Source organism: Embleya sp. NPDC127516 (genome assembly GCF_044765325.1).
GTDB lineage: Bacteria > Actinomycetota > Actinomycetes > Streptomycetales > Streptomycetaceae > Embleya.
In genome coordinates this window covers 82,399-97,926 of record NZ_JBIWJT010000038.1, presented here as the reverse complement: position 1 = coordinate 97,926, position 15,528 = coordinate 82,399, and the positions used below count along the sequence as shown (strand labels likewise).

Annotated in this window: 13 protein-coding genes and 2 pseudogenes; 4 read left to right on the top strand and 11 right to left on the bottom strand. The window is 70.2% G+C overall.

What is annotated here, in order from left to right; all coding sequences use genetic code 11:
* Positions 1-398: 398 nt before the first annotated feature.
* The gene (locus tag ACIRL2_RS44130; protein WP_395874741.1) at positions 399-803 is read right to left on the bottom strand and encodes a hypothetical protein; all 405 of its coding nucleotides are present in this window, start codon (positions 801-803) and stop codon (positions 399-401) included.
* Positions 804-805: 2 nt separating this feature from the next.
* Here ACIRL2_RS44130 and ACIRL2_RS44125 point away from each other — a divergent pair, with 2 nt between their 5' ends.
* On the top strand, positions 806-1,222 hold the full coding sequence (locus tag ACIRL2_RS44125) for an SgcJ/EcaC family oxidoreductase (protein ID WP_402240301.1): 417 nt from the start codon (positions 806-808) through the stop codon (positions 1,220-1,222).
* A gap of 447 nt (positions 1,223-1,669) precedes the next feature.
* Here ACIRL2_RS44125 and ACIRL2_RS44120 read toward each other — a convergent pair whose 3' ends face one another.
* The 8 genes from ACIRL2_RS44120 to ACIRL2_RS44085 form a co-directional block, all read right to left on the bottom strand.
* A complete protein-coding gene (locus ACIRL2_RS44120) occupies positions 1,670-1,798 on the bottom strand; it encodes a hypothetical protein (RefSeq protein WP_395874737.1) in 129 nt (42 codons plus the stop codon).
* A gap of 11 nt (positions 1,799-1,809) precedes the next feature.
* On the bottom strand, positions 1,810-2,622 hold the full coding sequence (locus ACIRL2_RS44115) for a hypothetical protein (protein ID WP_402240298.1): 813 nt from the start codon (positions 2,620-2,622) through the stop codon (positions 1,810-1,812).
* Positions 2,623-2,851: 229 nt separating this feature from the next.
* Positions 2,852-3,625, bottom strand: a complete 774-nt coding sequence (locus ACIRL2_RS44110; RefSeq protein ID WP_402240296.1) for a hypothetical protein — start codon at positions 3,623-3,625, stop codon at positions 2,852-2,854.
* 426 nt (positions 3,626-4,051) lie between these two features.
* Positions 4,052-4,441, bottom strand: coding sequence for a VOC family protein (locus ACIRL2_RS44105; RefSeq protein WP_395874812.1), 390 nt, complete (start codon positions 4,439-4,441; stop codon positions 4,052-4,054).
* Positions 4,438-4,794, bottom strand: a complete 357-nt coding sequence (locus tag ACIRL2_RS44100) for an ArsR/SmtB family transcription factor (RefSeq protein WP_402240294.1) — start codon at positions 4,792-4,794, stop codon at positions 4,438-4,440. The genes ACIRL2_RS44105 and ACIRL2_RS44100 overlap by 4 nt, the downstream gene beginning before the upstream one ends.
* A gap of 3 nt (positions 4,795-4,797) precedes the next feature.
* A complete protein-coding gene (locus tag ACIRL2_RS44095; protein ID WP_402240291.1) occupies positions 4,798-5,235 on the bottom strand; it encodes an SRPBCC domain-containing protein in 438 nt (145 codons plus the stop codon).
* A gap of 237 nt (positions 5,236-5,472) precedes the next feature.
* Complete coding sequence (locus tag ACIRL2_RS44090; RefSeq protein WP_402240290.1) at positions 5,473-5,766, bottom strand: hypothetical protein; 294 nt, start codon at positions 5,764-5,766, stop codon at positions 5,473-5,475.
* Positions 5,745-6,440, bottom strand: a complete 696-nt coding sequence (locus tag ACIRL2_RS44085) for an RNA-binding protein (RefSeq protein ID WP_402240287.1) — start codon at positions 6,438-6,440, stop codon at positions 5,745-5,747. Before ACIRL2_RS44085 ends, ACIRL2_RS44090 begins: the two co-directional genes overlap by 22 nt.
* A gap of 201 nt (positions 6,441-6,641) precedes the next feature.
* Here ACIRL2_RS44085 and ACIRL2_RS44080 point away from each other — a divergent pair.
* The 3 genes and pseudogenes from ACIRL2_RS44080 to ACIRL2_RS44070 form a co-directional block, all read left to right on the top strand.
* Positions 6,642-7,342 (top strand): annotated as a pseudogene (locus ACIRL2_RS44080) (IS30 family transposase); the annotation flags it as partial.
* Positions 7,343-7,680: 338 nt separating this feature from the next.
* Positions 7,681-8,470: pseudogene (locus ACIRL2_RS44075) on the top strand (transposase).
* A complete protein-coding gene (locus ACIRL2_RS44070) occupies positions 8,467-8,703 on the top strand; it encodes an integrase core domain-containing protein (protein WP_395873128.1) in 237 nt (78 codons plus the stop codon). Before ACIRL2_RS44075 ends, ACIRL2_RS44070 begins: the two are co-directional and overlap by 4 nt.
* 846 nt (positions 8,704-9,549) lie before the next feature.
* Here the strand turns inward: ACIRL2_RS44070 and ACIRL2_RS44065 are convergent.
* Complete coding sequence (locus ACIRL2_RS44065) at positions 9,550-10,842, bottom strand: hypothetical protein (protein ID WP_402240284.1); 1,293 nt, start codon at positions 10,840-10,842, stop codon at positions 9,550-9,552.
* A gap of 344 nt (positions 10,843-11,186) precedes the next feature.
* On the bottom strand, positions 11,187-13,991 hold the full coding sequence (locus tag ACIRL2_RS44060; RefSeq protein WP_402240279.1) for a DEAD/DEAH box helicase: 2,805 nt from the start codon (positions 13,989-13,991) through the stop codon (positions 11,187-11,189).
* Positions 13,992-15,528: the final 1,537 nt, after the last annotated feature.

The window sequence follows — 15,528 nt, the reverse complement described above, 5'->3', positions numbered from 1 at the left end:
CCTCGGACAACGTGATCGCCACAGCAGAAGGCCCCGAATGCGACATGACAACAGGGTACTTACTAACCCTCAGGATTTCTGGCGCATCACACTAGCGGGACGCCTCCTCTCGTGTTCTCCGGTAGGTGTGTCTTCAATCCGGACGAGCCGGACCGGAGGTCACGCCGGGAATTCGAGGAAGCCCTCACGTACGGCGGTGACGTCGTCCTTCACGCGGAGAATCTCAAGGACTGGCGCATCGACGGTCCGCCCGGTCTCCAGATCTCGGAGTCGTTCCCGGCTGTTGCAGGATGCGGGTGGGCCACCCCGGTGGTGCCGTCCGCCGGGCGTTCCTCGTCGGTGATGTCGACGCCGTCGCCGAGTCCGGCGGTGGCTCCGCAGTCGTCCAGGAGGGCGATTCACACGAGGCCGAGCGCCCGGGCCTGGTCGAACGTCATGTCGCGCTGGTGCCACTTCGGTGCGACGTTCAGCAGCCCGCCGCTGACGGTCGGCTCGCGCCGGGCCACGGCGACCACGGCGGCCCGGTGTGCGTTCCACCACGCGGCGGGGGCGCGGACGACGACGGGCAGGCGGAGGATCTCCGCCAGATATGCTTGTTCGCGCCCGTTCTTGTCGCCCGCCTCGGTGCGGTGAAGGTGGCGGCAGTGCCGTGCCAGGTGGTGGTGCGGGCCGCGCCGCCGGGCCCGAAGCCGGTCGCGACGTCGATGTCGGTGCCTGCCGGGAATGGGCCGGGGATGTGCAGGCGCGTGCCGGGCGAGCGCGATGATTACGGTCGAGGACCTACGCAGCATGGGAGCGCGCACGAATGAGTCGTCCGGTCATATCTGAACAGGCCGCGTCCGGTGAGGACCTGCGAGCGATCGACGAGGTCTTTGCGGAAATCCAGGCGGGGGTGAGCGAGTTCGACGCCGGCAGAGTCGGCGCGCGGTTCACCGCCAACGCGTCGTTCACGACGCCGGCCGGGCAACGGTTCGACGGCTGGGAAGCCATCAACGCCCACCACCGTCGCCAACTCGCGAACCCGGTCGAGGGTTTCCGCACGCACATCGCCCTTGAACGCGTGACCTTCCCGGCACCCGACATCGCAGTTGTGTTCGTGCGACAGAACGCGGCCACGGCGGCGGGCGACTTCGCCAACGCAGGCACCTGGGTTCTGGTCAAACAGGACGGCAGTTGGTGGGTGCAAGCGGTCCACAACACCAACGTCGCGACCACCGCCTGAGCCTCATACAGAGCGCCGCACGCGGCGGACGAGGCGAATCGACCATCGCGGCAGGCACGAATGACTCCGCCCGGGTCGCAAGACCGGCTCGGGCCGCCCGGGTACGCGGCCGCTGCCCGGCCGACGTTCGCCGGTTGGAGCTCCGCCCGCTTGTCTGCCCCGCAGATCCCTGCCGCGCGGGGGAGAGCGCACCGCGGGGGGACAGGCGTGAAGGGACCCCGGAAAGACGGGGATGCATTCCGGGATCGCCCCCACGGTGCGTCGAGCCGCTTCAACGGTCGCCCCGCCCCCGGCGGCGTCGGCCGCGCTCCGGGACACCGCGTGACCGGGCGTCCGGATGACCGGGCACTCTGCGCCGCGAGGAGACGACGAAGGTTGCCTTCTTCCCGACGGAGGTCGTGCTGGAGCGACGCGCGTGTACGGCTTGTTCGCGATGCCGGAGGCTTGTCAGTTGCCCGGCTCGGCGCGGGTGGTGCCGACCGCGTCCAGGGTCTCGGCTCGCCGGGCGGCGATGTCCCGCCAGTCGCGGTGCAGGTTCCGCGATGTAGGCGGGCAGTTCCCTCGCCGTAGCTGCATGCGCGGACGGCCTATACGAACTGCGCCTCTTCAGGCGGTGTTACGTCCAGCCCCCACAGCAAGCCTCGTCCCTCCGATGTCGCGAGCCGCGCGACGGCGCGGACCACGGCCGGCAGCGGCGGGCAGCTGTTTCCGTCGGTACACGCTCCCACCCCGGCGGTACGGGCGGCTCTGACGGCGGGCAAGGTCGCTTCGATGGACGGCGCGGGATCGCCGTCGAGCGCGTCGGCCAGCAGCCGGGTCTCGTCGGGGTCGAGCCGGCCGTATATGCCCGCGATGCAGTCGACACCGGCCTGTCTCCAGGCGTTGCCCCGGTTCTCCAACCATTCCAGCAATGTCCGAATGTCCTGGTCGTACCTGAGAGTCCCCCGCTGGTCGACGCAGATATCGAGGGCCCCCGGCAGCATGACGTTGCCTATGAAGGCGCCACTGCCGAGACACGTCTCCTCGACCGCCGTCTGGAAAAGCTCGCACAAGTCCAGCCAGGCGCCATGGTCCGGCGGCAGCACGTACTCGTCCGTGGCCGGGGGTGGCACCTGGCCCGGCTCACGGCGCGGGCGGCGCTTCGGGCGCGATACGGGTCGGGGGAACAACTCGGTGGGCACCTCGCCGGCGAGGTCACGCCCGGCCATCAGGCCGAAGGTCAGCTCCCTGAGGTCGGGCGTGAACTGCGGAACCGGTGTGGGCCGTGGCTGACGCTTGTTCCACACCGCTTCCAACCACGGCTCGGCCACTCCTTCGGCGTGCAGCCGTCGCATGGCCGGTACGACTTGTTCGTGGAATCGCCGGTAGTCGAAGAGGTATATGCCGGAATCGATGATCATCTTTCCTGCCGACTTGAAGGACGAGGAGACCACGCACTACCGCGGCCATCCCCCACCGAGGACTTCGTCGACGAGGTCGCCACACGGATCGTGTCGCACGGGCTCCCGTACTACGAAAGGCCATAGCGGCTCCTGTAGGCCGTCACGACAACGCTGTCGGCGATGGGCGCACACATCGGGTGGTCCGCTGATCTCCGAAGCGCCTCCCGGGCACGGCGCTGGGGGTCGGTCACGCGCGGAGTCGGCGATCGAGCGCCCAGCCGATGCCCTTGCCGGAGAGCCACATGGCCTCGTCCACGGCCGGCGCACCTTGGGGCCGGGAGTCCACGACGACCTCCAGAAGGGCGTCGCGCTCGTCGGCCTCGACCCGGGCCAGGAGGCTGAGTGCGGTGCCGAGGCGGATGCCCGCGTTGGTGTCGTCAAGGCGCAGTCGCAGCCATTTCTCGACGGCCGATCCGAGCTGGTCGTCGCCGTGTGAGCCGGCTCCGAGGTTGGCGACGGCCTCGACGGCTTCGATCTTCAGCGGTTCCTCGGTCTCGTGGTCGAAGAACTGCTGGAGCGCTGGAACCAGAACGTGGCGCTGCGCGGTTGCCCCACCGAGGAGAAAGACGCACGCACCTCGGAACGGTGTGTCCCCGGGGCCCTGTGCCAGCGCAAGCACCCGGGGCAGCACCGCCGCGTAGCCGGCGGCGACCGACTCCTCCCAGGCAACGCCCTTGTCGTACACGCTCCTTCGCTCGGCGTCAGCCTCACTCCGTACGCGCCGCCATGTCCCCATCGCGGAGCAGTACACGCTTGCCAGGTAGTGCATGAGCTCCGCCCCCAGCACCGTGCGCTGCTCCAATGCCAGCTCAAGCATCAATGGAATGCACTCCGGCGAGCCTTCGTCGAACACCAACCCCTGAGGGGTAAGCACCATTTCGAGTTCGTCCCGGGCGTTCCATGCGGTGTCCTGGTCCGGGCTGGAAAGATCATCGATCAACCGGAGCAGCTCAGTCTTCACCGGCTTCCCCCGTCCTATGAGAACTGGCGTCATCAGTGCGCCGTGGTGGATTTGCGCCTTCCGGGGTCCGGCCTTCGACCGCAACCCACCCGTTGTGGGTCAGGGGGCTCCGGTGCGAAACACGCATGGCAGACGGGCCCGATCCGACGGACGGTGGCGTGCATCGCGGCCCGTCCGCGCGTACCTCCTCCGGCCTCGCGCCGGAGGCTCACGGGATCCTCGCCGCCGGTACCCCGGCGGGTCTCGGCGGCGCGCGATGCGTGGGTGTGGGAAGTCGCGAGGTGGATGATGAGTCGCGGCCTTGACGCCGGCCTTCGACATCTCGGCCGTGGCCCCGGAGCACATTCGCGGCGCCGTCGGGTCCCTCGGTGAGCTCGCGTCGTCGGCACGTCCACCGGGTGCGTATGGCGGGTGACGCGGTCGGGTCTACTCGTCGTCTCGTGGCGCGCGGACGAGATGGACGATGCCGGCGGGGTTGGTGATCCAGTGTGCGTCCGTGTCGGGGGCGAAGGCCTCGAGTTCGTCCTGGGTGTGGATGCCGCGTTCGGCCAGGTGTCGACGTGCGAGGGGAACGTCGTCGGTGAACAGTTCGAGCCACAGGTCGGCGCGGGCGAGGTTGTCGACCCGGTCGAGCCACAGTTTGACGGGGCCCAGTCGCACCGAGGCGCATCGCGAGACGACGCCGTCGATGCCGGTGCCGGTCTCCTCCACGACGTCCATGCCGAGTGTGTCGCGGTAGAACGCGACGGTCTCCTCGAAGCGGGCCTTGGGGAGTTTCATGGCGACGTTCGCGCCACCGCGGAATGTGGGGGTCACGGGTTGGTCTCCGATCCGCGGTCGAGGTGGTCTTCGAGTGCGCCCAGTCGGTTGTCCCAGTCCTGGGCGAGGGTCGCGAGGAATGCCTGGGCGACGCGTACGGGTTGGGCGTTGGGGTGGAACCGGACGCGTCGTCGTTCGCCGGTCTCGGGGCGGACCAGGCCGGCGTCGCCGAGGAGTGTCAGGTGTTTGGCGATGGCCTGGCGACTGATGGGCAGGCGGTCGGCGAGGTCGGTGGCGGTGGCGGGTCCGCGGCGGGCGAGTTCGGCGAGGATGTGGCGCCGGGTGGGGTCGGCCAACGCGGTGAACACGTCCGCCGCGATGGTCTCGGCGTCGGGTTGGGATGCGGTCATGGCTCAGGCGGACGTGTCGAGGAATTCGACGAGTTCGGCGAGTTCGGTGCGCCAGCCCTCGACGTTGCCCGTGTAGGCCGTCACGGGGTCGTCGCCGGCCCCGAGTTGCGCGAATCCCGTCTCGACGACGGTCAGACGGGTGCCGGTCCCGATCGGGTCGAGAGTGAACTCGACGTAGGTTCGCCGCGGGTCGTCGGCGGGCAGTCCCTCGATCGCCCAGGTGTAGCCGAACCGATGTACGGGTTCGACGACCTGGATCCACAACGTGGAGCGGCCGATTCCGTCCCAGTGCACGTGCGCCTCGCCGCCCGGGCGCAGGTCGATGTCGGCGTTGTCGCCGAACCAGCCGCCGAGCCCTTCCGCCGTGGTCAGGGCTTCCCAGACCTTCTCGGGGGGATGAGCGAGGTCGAGCACGCGCTCGATTCGATCGGGGATGGTCACGAGCCCCTCCTGGATGGCAATCGTCGGGTTGCCATAAATGTATAGCAACACTTGGGTTGCGACAAGCGTGGGCGACACGACCGCCCGCCGCCCGCCGCTCGCCTGACACGGACGGCGGCCGGGCACCCCGGGACCGGACGGGCCGTCGCCCCGATCGTCGCGCCGAGGGCGCCACCCGGCGAGTCGGGTCGACTCGGAAGTGGTGCCGCGAACGCGGACACAGGATCCGGAGGGACTTCAGTCGGGGACGCTCGGGGCCGACTCGGTTCTCCAGCGGGCCCGCAGGATCCCGTCGCCGTCGGGCAGGACGGCGGCGAACAGGGGGTGGCGTTCGTTGACGTAGTGGGAAAGGGAGGCAGCCGCGCGGGCACCGGCGACGTGCGCGGCCAGTTCCTGGTACCGGGTCTCCTCGGCGATGGTGCTGGTGATCAGCCCGACTTCGTTCTCCCAGACGAATTCGACCGTGTGCCGCGTTAGAAGTCCGGCGAGGACGTGGCCGAGGTCGGGGTTCAGGTCCGGCCAGATGGCCAACCGGGTGCGGGGGGGGTGAGTCCCGCGCGCACCGTATCGAGATTGTCGGCGGTGATCCGATGCCACCGAGAGGCGTTGTAGAGGTAGTTCTCTTCCAGGAGCGCGGCGCGCGGCGCTGCGAGGTAGGAGCGCAGCCGCGCCCAGAAGTCCTCGTCGGCGGGTTCCTGCACGCCAGGCTCGTCGTCGAAGGAGGCGTCGTAGGGGGAGTAATCGGCTCGTGCGGGGGACAGGCCGAGTGCCCGGGCGCGGGCCAATGCCTCGATACAAGGCACGATGCTGCACACATACACACCCGCATCGCCGACGTGCACGGCGAACTCGCCCTCGGCTTCCAGCCTGCACCACACCCCGCTGTCGCGGAGCATGGCCCGGACCAGTTCCAGACCCACGGCAACCGGCACCCGCGCCCCGTCGTGGAACCCGGCAAGGTCGGGCGGGAAGAGCCCGGCCAGGCCATGGCCGTCAGTGGACGGTCCCGAGCCGAAGTGGAAGAACTCGATCTGCGGCTCCCGGATATTCAGGCACTGCACGTCGGCGTCTTCCGCGAAGGCGGCGATCGCCTGAAGGCAGGCGGCCTCGACCAGCCCAGAGTTATTGATCGACTCTCCCGAGTCGGGGCCGCCGTGCTCGTCATGGTCGATGTACTCGGTGACCCGATAGACATAGGGCAGCACCAGTCGTTTCCCCCGAGGCTGACAGGCCCACCGACATCCGGCGGCAACGGTCCTGGTGGAGCATAGCCCTGCCGACGGAGAAGATCTCAGACGGCGGGTGCCACCGAGCGGCAGGTCAGCGTCGCCGACGCATCGCGGAAGCGATCGGCCAACAAGTCGGTACGGACGGCCAACAGGCTCGTCCTCGGGGTCCGGGACTGCGTCGAGGGGCGCGGAGCACTGCGGCGCGAGCTGGTCGCCTGTCTGCGCACCGGGCGGGCGCTTCGCGTTCCGCGAGCCCGTTCCCGACGACGCCCCGAGGGGCACGTCACCTCCGACGTGATGATCGGCGAGCGGCCCGCCGAGGCCGACGACCGGGCGGTTCCGGGCCATTGGGAGGGCGACTTGATCATCGGCACGGGCCGGTCCGCGATCGGCACGCTCGTGGAACGCACGACGCGGTTCACGGTGCTGCTGCACCTGCCGCGCATGGAGGGCTACGGTGTCCAACCGCGGGTGAAGAACGGCCCGGCGCCGGCCGGCTATGGCGCCGAGGCGATGAGGAATGCGATTGCGGCCAGGCTCATCGAGCTGCCCGAGGAACTACGTCGATCGCTGACCTGGGACCGCGGCAAGGAACTCGCCCAACACGTGAAACTCCGTTGTGAACAGGGCTGTTGGTCTACTTTGCCAACCCGCACAGCCCGTGGCTGCGCGGCACGAACGAGAACACCAACGGACTGCTGCGTCAGTACTTTCCCAAGGGCACTGATCTGTCCCGCTGGAACGTCGACGAGCTCGAGGCCGTCGCCGCCGCACTCAACGGCCGTCCCCGCAAGACACTCAACTGGCGAACTCCCGCCGAGGCCCTCAACGATCATCTACGCTCACTGCAAGCAAGCGGTGTTGCAACGACCCCTTGAACCCAAGCAGTACACGTCGGTCAAACTGACAACGCGCCTTCCAAGGGCGGGAGTTGCCGCCTCGATGGGTTCGGGGGCGACTCCTACGACTGTGTGGATAAGGACCAGCGTCGCAGGGGCGGCCTGACTGCTCGTTACGACTGACGCTTCGGGTGTCCTTGCTGTTGATCTGTCGGTCACCTCTGCGGCGGGCTCGATGCGGTCCGTCGGCCGCGCGGGCAGTGACCGAATAGGAGCCTGTTGCCCCAGGCACTCGTCACGGTCCTGTCCTCCCGCCCGGCCGACGGTCTCGCGCCGACCGCCGCTTCCGGGAAGGGGAACCGACAGCCGTGACCGGCATCCTGCAGGCCGAGCCGATCGGGAAGGTCGTCGTCGGAGTCGACACCCACAAGTACGTGCACACCGCCGTCGCCGTGGACGTTGTCGGCGGGGTCCAGGGCACGACCAGCGTGCCGGCCGACCGCGGCGGCTACGAACAACTCGACACGTGGGCCCGCCAGTTTGGCCGTGTCCTCGCCTTCGGGGTGGAGGGCACCGGTTCCTACGGCGCCGGACTCGCCTCCCACCTGCGCAGACACGGCCACAAACCGGTCGAGGTCAACCGACCCGACCGCCGCGTGCGCCGCCGGCGCGGCAAGTCCGACCCCATCGACGCCGAGAACGCCGCCCGCGCGGGGTTGGCCGGCACCGCCACCGCGACCCCGAAGAAAGGAGCACGATGCGCTGCTCGGCGCACTCACCAAGGCCCACGCGCCCGAGCCGGTCGACGCCTTCGGCATCGGCGCGGACACCGCAGCCGAGGTGCCGGTCACCGTCGGGGACAACCCCGAGCGCATCCGCTCCCAGGCCGCGTTCGCCAAGCTCGCGGGTGTCTGCCCCGTCCCGGCCTCGTCCGGCAGGACGAACCGGCACCGGCTCAACCGCGGCGGCCACCGACAACTGAACTCCGCGCTCTACCGCGTGGTGATCGTCCGCATGCGCTTCCACCAACCCACGATCGACCACGTCGCCCGGCGCACAGCCGAGGGCAAGACGAAACAGGAGATCATCCCCTGCCTCAAGCGCTATCCGGCCCGAGAGACCCACCAGTACATCAAGGCCAAGCAGCCACCGACGAAAGCGACTTGACGAACCATAGGAGCGTCAACGCGATGGCCGAGGCACTGAACGGCACGTTCAAAGCCGAACTCATCGAAATGCAGGGCCCCTGGCGGGACTTCGCCCAGGTGGAGCGCGCCAGATCCGAGTGGGTGACCTGGTACAACGGCAAACGCCTGCACTCCGCGCTCGACTACATGCCGCCGGTCGAGTACGCGCAGCAACGCCGGGCCGACCAGGAGCAAACCACGCAGTCCGCGTAAACAACCGCAAACGGACTCCACGAAACTCGGATCAGCTCACCCTCATCGAACGTCGAGCGCCATCTGCGCCCCGTCCGGGACGGCAGGACCGCGCGCTGGTCGCGGATCGGGAACCGGTCGCGATCCTGGTGCTGCACAGCCCCCTCGGGGTCGGGTCCATCGCGCCCGACGACCCCCGGATCGTCGCACTCCTGCGCGGATACGCCGCCGACGGCTGGATCCCGCACGTCGACGACGGCGCCCCGTACCACGCGTGGGAAGGCCGCGATGGCCGGGTGAGCCGGGAGCAGGGCGCCTGCCGGCAACGCGATCGGTACACGGGCACGGTCGCGCGTCGAGCGTGGGAGTTCGACGGATGTCGGTCGGTCCCGAGCGTGAGGCTCCTCGACGAATGCCTCACCCGACTTGGTTGCCCCTCCGGGTCGGATCACCGGCGGTCGGCCTTGCTCAGGACGGCAATGTCGTGCGGCCCTCGGTGATGACGATCGTGGGTGCGGTGAGCGTCGGGAGAAGCCGGGTGTGGAGTTGGCGCATCGCGGTGAGCTTCCAGCGGTCAGTGGCAACCCGACGACCGCCCAGGCCCGTTCGGAACGTCGGGATCCGCCGGGACGGTGGCCGACCGCCCGGGACGGTGGCCGGCCGCCAGAGCTCCCGTTCATCCCCCGGCCTGCCTGCCGGAGGCGAGGAACTTCGCGCACGAGGCTCGGCGTCCGATCACCGCGGCCGGGCGCGGTGTGCGTCGCGCAGGCCGGCATGCCTCGCGGGGTCACACATCCGGACTCCGGCGCGGCGCGGCACTTCGGGCAGGGTGTCGCACCGCGCTTTGGTCCCCGTACGTGGAACGTGTCAACCTGTTGGGGCCGGCCGGACCTGCCGCCACGTCGTGCGCTGCGACGGTGGGACAGGCCTGCATGTCTCGTCGGTTCCAGGCCCGAGCGCGCGGGTGCGGGACCGCTCGAGACGCGCGGCCCGCGCGGCCCGGAACGCCGCGCGCGGGTCGGCGTCGTGCCCACCGGCCGCGATCCATTCGCCTTGCACGGTCGTGTACGGATACCAGCGTTCGTCGGGGCCACACCGAATCTGCACACCGCCTTCTGTGTCCGTGATGCGGTTCGCCTGCGTTGCCAAAGGACCGCGTACGCCGGTCCGGCCGTTTTCCAGCATCTTGACGGCGGCCGCCAACGTCGTGGGGGCCGGGTGGGTTCGGTACACGGCGGTGTGTACGGCCGCCGGACCGCCGAGACGATGAGCCAGAATCAGACGGTGGAGTTCGTTCTCGGATATCCCGGTGCGGGTCGCGACCTCGGGCAGGCGAGGGAGCCCTGCGGGGTCGCAGAGCATGCGTACCGCGTCGACGACGGCGTCGGCTTCCCATGCGGCTCCGCACGGGCCCATGTTCGCGTCCATGAGGAGGAGCGCGGCCCGGCGTGACGCGTCGGCGATCAAGAGTTCCAGTGCCTGGCGATCCGGGTCCGGAAGGTCCTCGGGTACCCAGCTCGGCCCTGCGGTGGGGGGCGCTTCCGGCGGCGGGTGGGTGGTGTGCGCGAGGCGAGCGCGCCAGCGGTCGTAGGCGTCGTCGGCGCGGGTCTCGACGTGGTCGTCGCGGGCGGGGTCCGGTGGTTCGAGGTGGCTGCCGGACGGGGTGGGCAGGAGTTCGGCCAGGCGACGCATGCCGGCGCCGCGGAGGGTGAGTACGAGCGCGGGATGGGCCCGCAGCCGTTGGGTCACGGCGTGGGCGAGGGCCGTCGTGTGCGCGCAAGGGGTCGCGTCACCGCATGTGCAGCTGAAGGACAGTGCCTGAGCGGGGGGCGGAATGGGCAGACCTGTGCGGGCCGGATCGGTCATCTCGGCGGGCAGGGAGCCGCTGCGGACCGCGCGTACGAGTTCCGGCTGTGTGGTCAGGGCCGCCGCGACGGTTTGCCACTGTTCGGTGGTGAGAGTACGGACGTGGATCGCGGTGCGGTGCCGTCGGCCCGCGTGGTCGACCCGGGCGGTCACACGGCCGGCGATGAACCTCAACGTCCGTATTGTGCCGCCGGGTTCGAGGTGTTCGGGGTACGTGGTGGTGGCGGTCAGGGCTCGTGCCCAGGCGCCGGCCCACGGGGTGGGTTCGGATGTGTCTCGGCTTGTGTTGCTCACGGGCGCTCCGAGGGACAGGGTTCGTGGTGGGACGTCGGGTGGCTTTCGCTCCGGTGGGGTGTACCGGTCCGGGTGGTGACCACGCGGTGGGACGCGCGTGTCACGGGGTTCGCCTTCGTGTGGAGGGACAAGGTCGTCTGTCGGCGCGGGTGGATATGCTCTGACCGGGTTTCGGCCGACGTTTCCGGTGTCCGTTCTCGGGGTGCCGGCCCTGGAGGTGGCGTCCCGTGCAGCCAGTGATGTGCCGGGCGGTGGGGGCTCGTCCGTCACGGTTGTCGGCATGCCGGCCCGGCCGGCTTTTCGTGTGTCGGTTCCGGTGGTGTGCGGGTCGGGGGTCCGCTCGCCTATCGGCCGAGCGTAACCAGTTCGGTCAGGTCCGCGTCCGAGATCTCCGCGAGTCCGGTCTCGCCTGTGGACAGGATCGCTTCCGCGAGGTCTGCCTTGCGGGTGAGGAGTGTGTCGATGCGGTCCTCGACGGTGCCTTCGGTGATCAGGTGGTGCACGTGCACGACGCGGTGTTGGCCGATCCGGTGGGCACGGTCGGTGGCCTGGGCTTCGACCGCGGGGTTCCACTGGCGGTCGTAGTGGACGACGTGTTCGGCGCGGGTGAGGTTGAGGCCGACACCGGCGGCTTTGACGGACAGCACGAGGACGGGTACGTCGCCGCGTTGGAACGCGTCGACCATGTCCTGCCGCTGTGTTTGCGGGGTGTGTCCGTGGAGGAATCGTGTCTGGAGGCCGCGTGCGTGCAGGTGCGCTCGGAGCATGTGTCCCGTGGCCACGTAGGACGTGAACACGATGGCCGCTTCCCGGCGTTCGCGGACCACCGCAAGGATGTCGTCCAGCGCGGCGAGTTTCGCGGAGCGTTGCGTCGCAGCATCCGCGTCCCATGTGTCGGGCATCGGTTCCTTGAGGAACCGGGCGGGGTGGTTGCAGATCTGACGCAGTCCGGTGATGAGTTTCAGCACCAGGCCGTGTCGGGAGAGGCCGGTGTTCTCGCGGATGCGGTCCATGGTCTCGCGGGCCAACGCTTCGTAGAGCACGACCTGTTCCCGGGCCGGTTGCACGACGCGCCGCACGACGACCTTGTCGGGGAGTTCGGGTGCGATATCCGGGTCGCTTTTGCGGCGGCGCAGGATGACCGGTCCCACGAGGTGGTTCACTCGTGCGACGGCTTCGCCGTCGGGGTCGGTGTCGCGTTCGGCCGCGCGGGCGTACCGCGCGCGGAATTCGGGGAGTTCACCGAACAGGCCGGGGTTCACCCAGTCCAGGATGGCCCACAGCTCCGAAAGGTTGTTCTCCACGGGTGTGCCGGTGACGGCCACTGCGGCGCCCGCGTGGATCTCACGCAGCCGCCGGGCCGCGATGGAGGTCGGGTTCTTCACCGTTTGGGCCTCGTCGGCGACGATCAGGTCCCATGCGCGTGCCGCCAGGGCGGCGTGGTCGCGGGCGAGTACTCCGTACGTGGTGACGACGATCGCCGCGGGGGGAACGTCCTCGAGGGAACGGTCGGGGCCGTGGTAGCGGTGTACGGCGGTTCCGGGCGCGAACCGGTTGATCTCGCGGGTCCAGTTCGTGAGGAGGGAGGTCGGACACACCACGAGCGTGGGCGCTCCGGGGTCGCGTTCCTGTCGGTACAGGTGCAGGGCGATCGCGGTCACGGTCTTGCCCAGGCCCATGTCGTCGGCCAGCAGGGCGCCCATACCCAGGTCGGTGAGCCGCGCGAGCCACGCCAGGCCGCGTTGCTGGTACTCCCGCAGACACGCGCGCAACCCCGCCGGAGAGGGAACCGCACCGGCGGAAGGCTCACGCAGACCGTCGACGAGCGTGCGAAAACCGTCGGCCGTGGCGCACGGCATGGTGCGGCCGTCGATCGTGACGGTGCCCGACAGGGCGGCGGCGAGCGCCTCGGTGGCGCTCATGGGTGCGAGAGCGGGCCGGCGGGCGCGTTCGGCCGTCATCTCGTCCATCAGGACCCACGTGTCGTCGCGCAGACGTACCAGCGGTCGGGTGGCCGTGGCGAGGACGTCCATGTCCTCGGGTGTCAGGGCCACGCCCTCGAGCGTGTAACGCCAGCGGAAGTCCAGGACGTCCGAGAGTGCGAAACGTACTGCGGGCGCGGGTGAGCCGGATCGGGTTCCGATCACGGTCCCGGGGTCGAGCGTGTGGACCGTTCCGGGTGGCCAGACGACACTGACGCCGGCGGCCGTCAACGCGGCGCCGCCGGCGTATCTCAACTCCAGGGCCTCGGTGTCGCGCAACACGGTCTCGCACGGGTTCGGACGGGCCGCCAAGGGCCCCAGCGGCGCCCATGCGCGAGCGGCGCGGCGCAGTGCCCGACGTGCGCGTCGCCGACCGTCGGAGTCCAGTCGGTCGAACGTGACGGCCATGTCGTCGGGTCCGGTGAGGTGCACCGCCACGGGGACGACGTCGAAACCCTCGCTTCCTGTGCGTGGCCGACCGACCCGCAGGGTCAGGTGTGGTTCCGGGAGCGGGTCGTGTCCCACTTCGAGGTCGTCGATCCATGCCTGGACGCGCGGGTTCACATCGGCGGTGGCGGTGGTGAACGCACTCTCGCCCAGGACGTGTCGGGCGCCGGGCGTGCGCATGTGCGTGGCGGCGAGAGCGTCGAGGAAGGCGTGGGTGACGGTCGTCGGCGAATCGATCCGCAGCGGCATGTCGCCCAAGAACCGGCAGTGTCCGTGTGGGGGCAACGCGGCTGCCAGGGAACGCAGTTGCGTGGCCTGTGCGTCGCTGGGCGGAGTAAACCGCCACGTGGTCGATCCGGTGTCGGTCGTTGCGAGGCGTACGCGGCGGGCGGCGATCATTTCCAGTCCCCAGCGCGCAATGTCGGCCCAGGCGCGAGCCGCAGGGTGGGTGTGGCAGTCGTGGGGGGCGAGGAGCGCCGGTACGGCGTACGGAAGCGGCACCGCCCAGGCGCCGACGCTCACGCGGCGCACTCCGGTCACGGCGGCGACCGAGGGCTCCAGGACGAGGTCCGTCACGATCGGGTCCGCTTCGGCGGGCGCAGGCGGCATCGGGGCCCCGTCGGGCCGATACAACACCATGTGCCCGCCGTCCTCGGCCGGGTGTCGAGGCATAAACACCGCGGCGCACCCGGCGCGGACGGCTGCCACCACCGAGGTCATCGGTGGCAGCTTCGCCTCGGGTCCCGGCCGGGCACCGATGCCGGACGATGGAGGGCTCATCGGGCGCGGAGCGGGACGGCGCCGGCGCGTGGTGGAGCGGGTGGCGTCGTCGGGCGGGTCGTCGAATACGGGAGCGGAGAACGTGACGAGCGGAGGGCTCGGACGGCAGACGGGGCTATTGCCTCCGGGGGCGGTGTGTTGTGGCTGCACGTGCGGTTCCTGTCGGTCGGGGAAACTGGGAGGGCCCTGTATTCGGGCCATGTCCATCGTGGGCGGAGCAACGGAACGAGGGTGCGCGTCGCACGAGCGGCCATGGGCGCGTGAGCCTCATGCGAGGGCCCCGGTGGGGTGCGACCGGCCGAGGGTCGCGCGGTGGATACTCACCAGTGGTGTCCGCCCGGCAATCGCCGGCGCCGCGTTCAAGAGCGGGACGGTTCGTCGTGTACCGAGCCGGGTGACAGCGACCGCAGGCCCGGGGCCGTTTTCGTCTGTCGGAGCGCGGCCCGCAAACAGCGGGCGTCGCGACCCACCGATATCGCGTACGCCATCGCATAGGCGACGCGGCCTTGCCCGGCGAGGTGGGCAGATCAGACGTGCCCACGCATTGAACAGTACCGCGTACCGCCCCCTGCGCGTGCACGATTTCCGACAAGAGTTCCCCTCCAGACTCCGCGGGCCGTGCCCCGTCGCCCGGGGACACGACACGACACGAGGGTGTACGGGCTGCGACCTGACCGCGATCCGACGCGTGTGCGGACCACCCGCCGGCAGCACTTTCAGCGAACGCCCCGGGGAGGGCGAGGCCGAACGGCCTCCGATCCTCGCCGACGACGCGGCATGGGACGACCCGAACACAGCAGGCCCGAGCGGGATCGACGGTGCGACTGCACGCCGAGGCGGGGGAAGCCTCGACGAACTCGTGCCCGGACGCACCGTCGGCGGCGAGGACGTCGGGGCATGGCTGGAACGGCAACGGCGCAGCGGCGCAAACCTGTCGGCGGCGCAGCGGGCGGCTCCGGCCGGGGTGGGTGTCGAGGTGGCCGCGGTCCCTGTGCGGCGCGCGGTGTCGGTGGATCGGTGGGCGTTGACCCTGGCTGCGGCGGCGTTCCGCCGGCGGGAAGGGCACCTGGTCGTGCCGCGCAAACACGTCGAGACCGTCGAGCGGGCGGCGAGGCACATGCAGGTGAAGCTGGGTGTGGTACTCGCCAACGCACGCCAACGACAGGCTTCTTGGACGCCAGAGCGCGTCGAGGCGCTCACCGTACTCGGCAGGAAGAGCAGGGGGTGGTGCGGGGTGAACTCGAAGTGGCCAATGGTCGCCGCGGGGTCCTCGGCGAAGACGGCTCCGAGATGGGGGCCGCCCGGGGCCGCGTGTCGGCCGGCGGGGTGCGGCGCCGTGCGGTGGCGATGTCCTCCGGGACGTCGGCCGCGCTCGCATGGGGGCCGGCGAAGCGGTCGGTGGCGGGCGTGGCACCGGTCCGGGGCCGGCGGATCGCCGCGGCGAGGCCGTAGGTCTCGGCTGCGGTGTCGTGGGGCC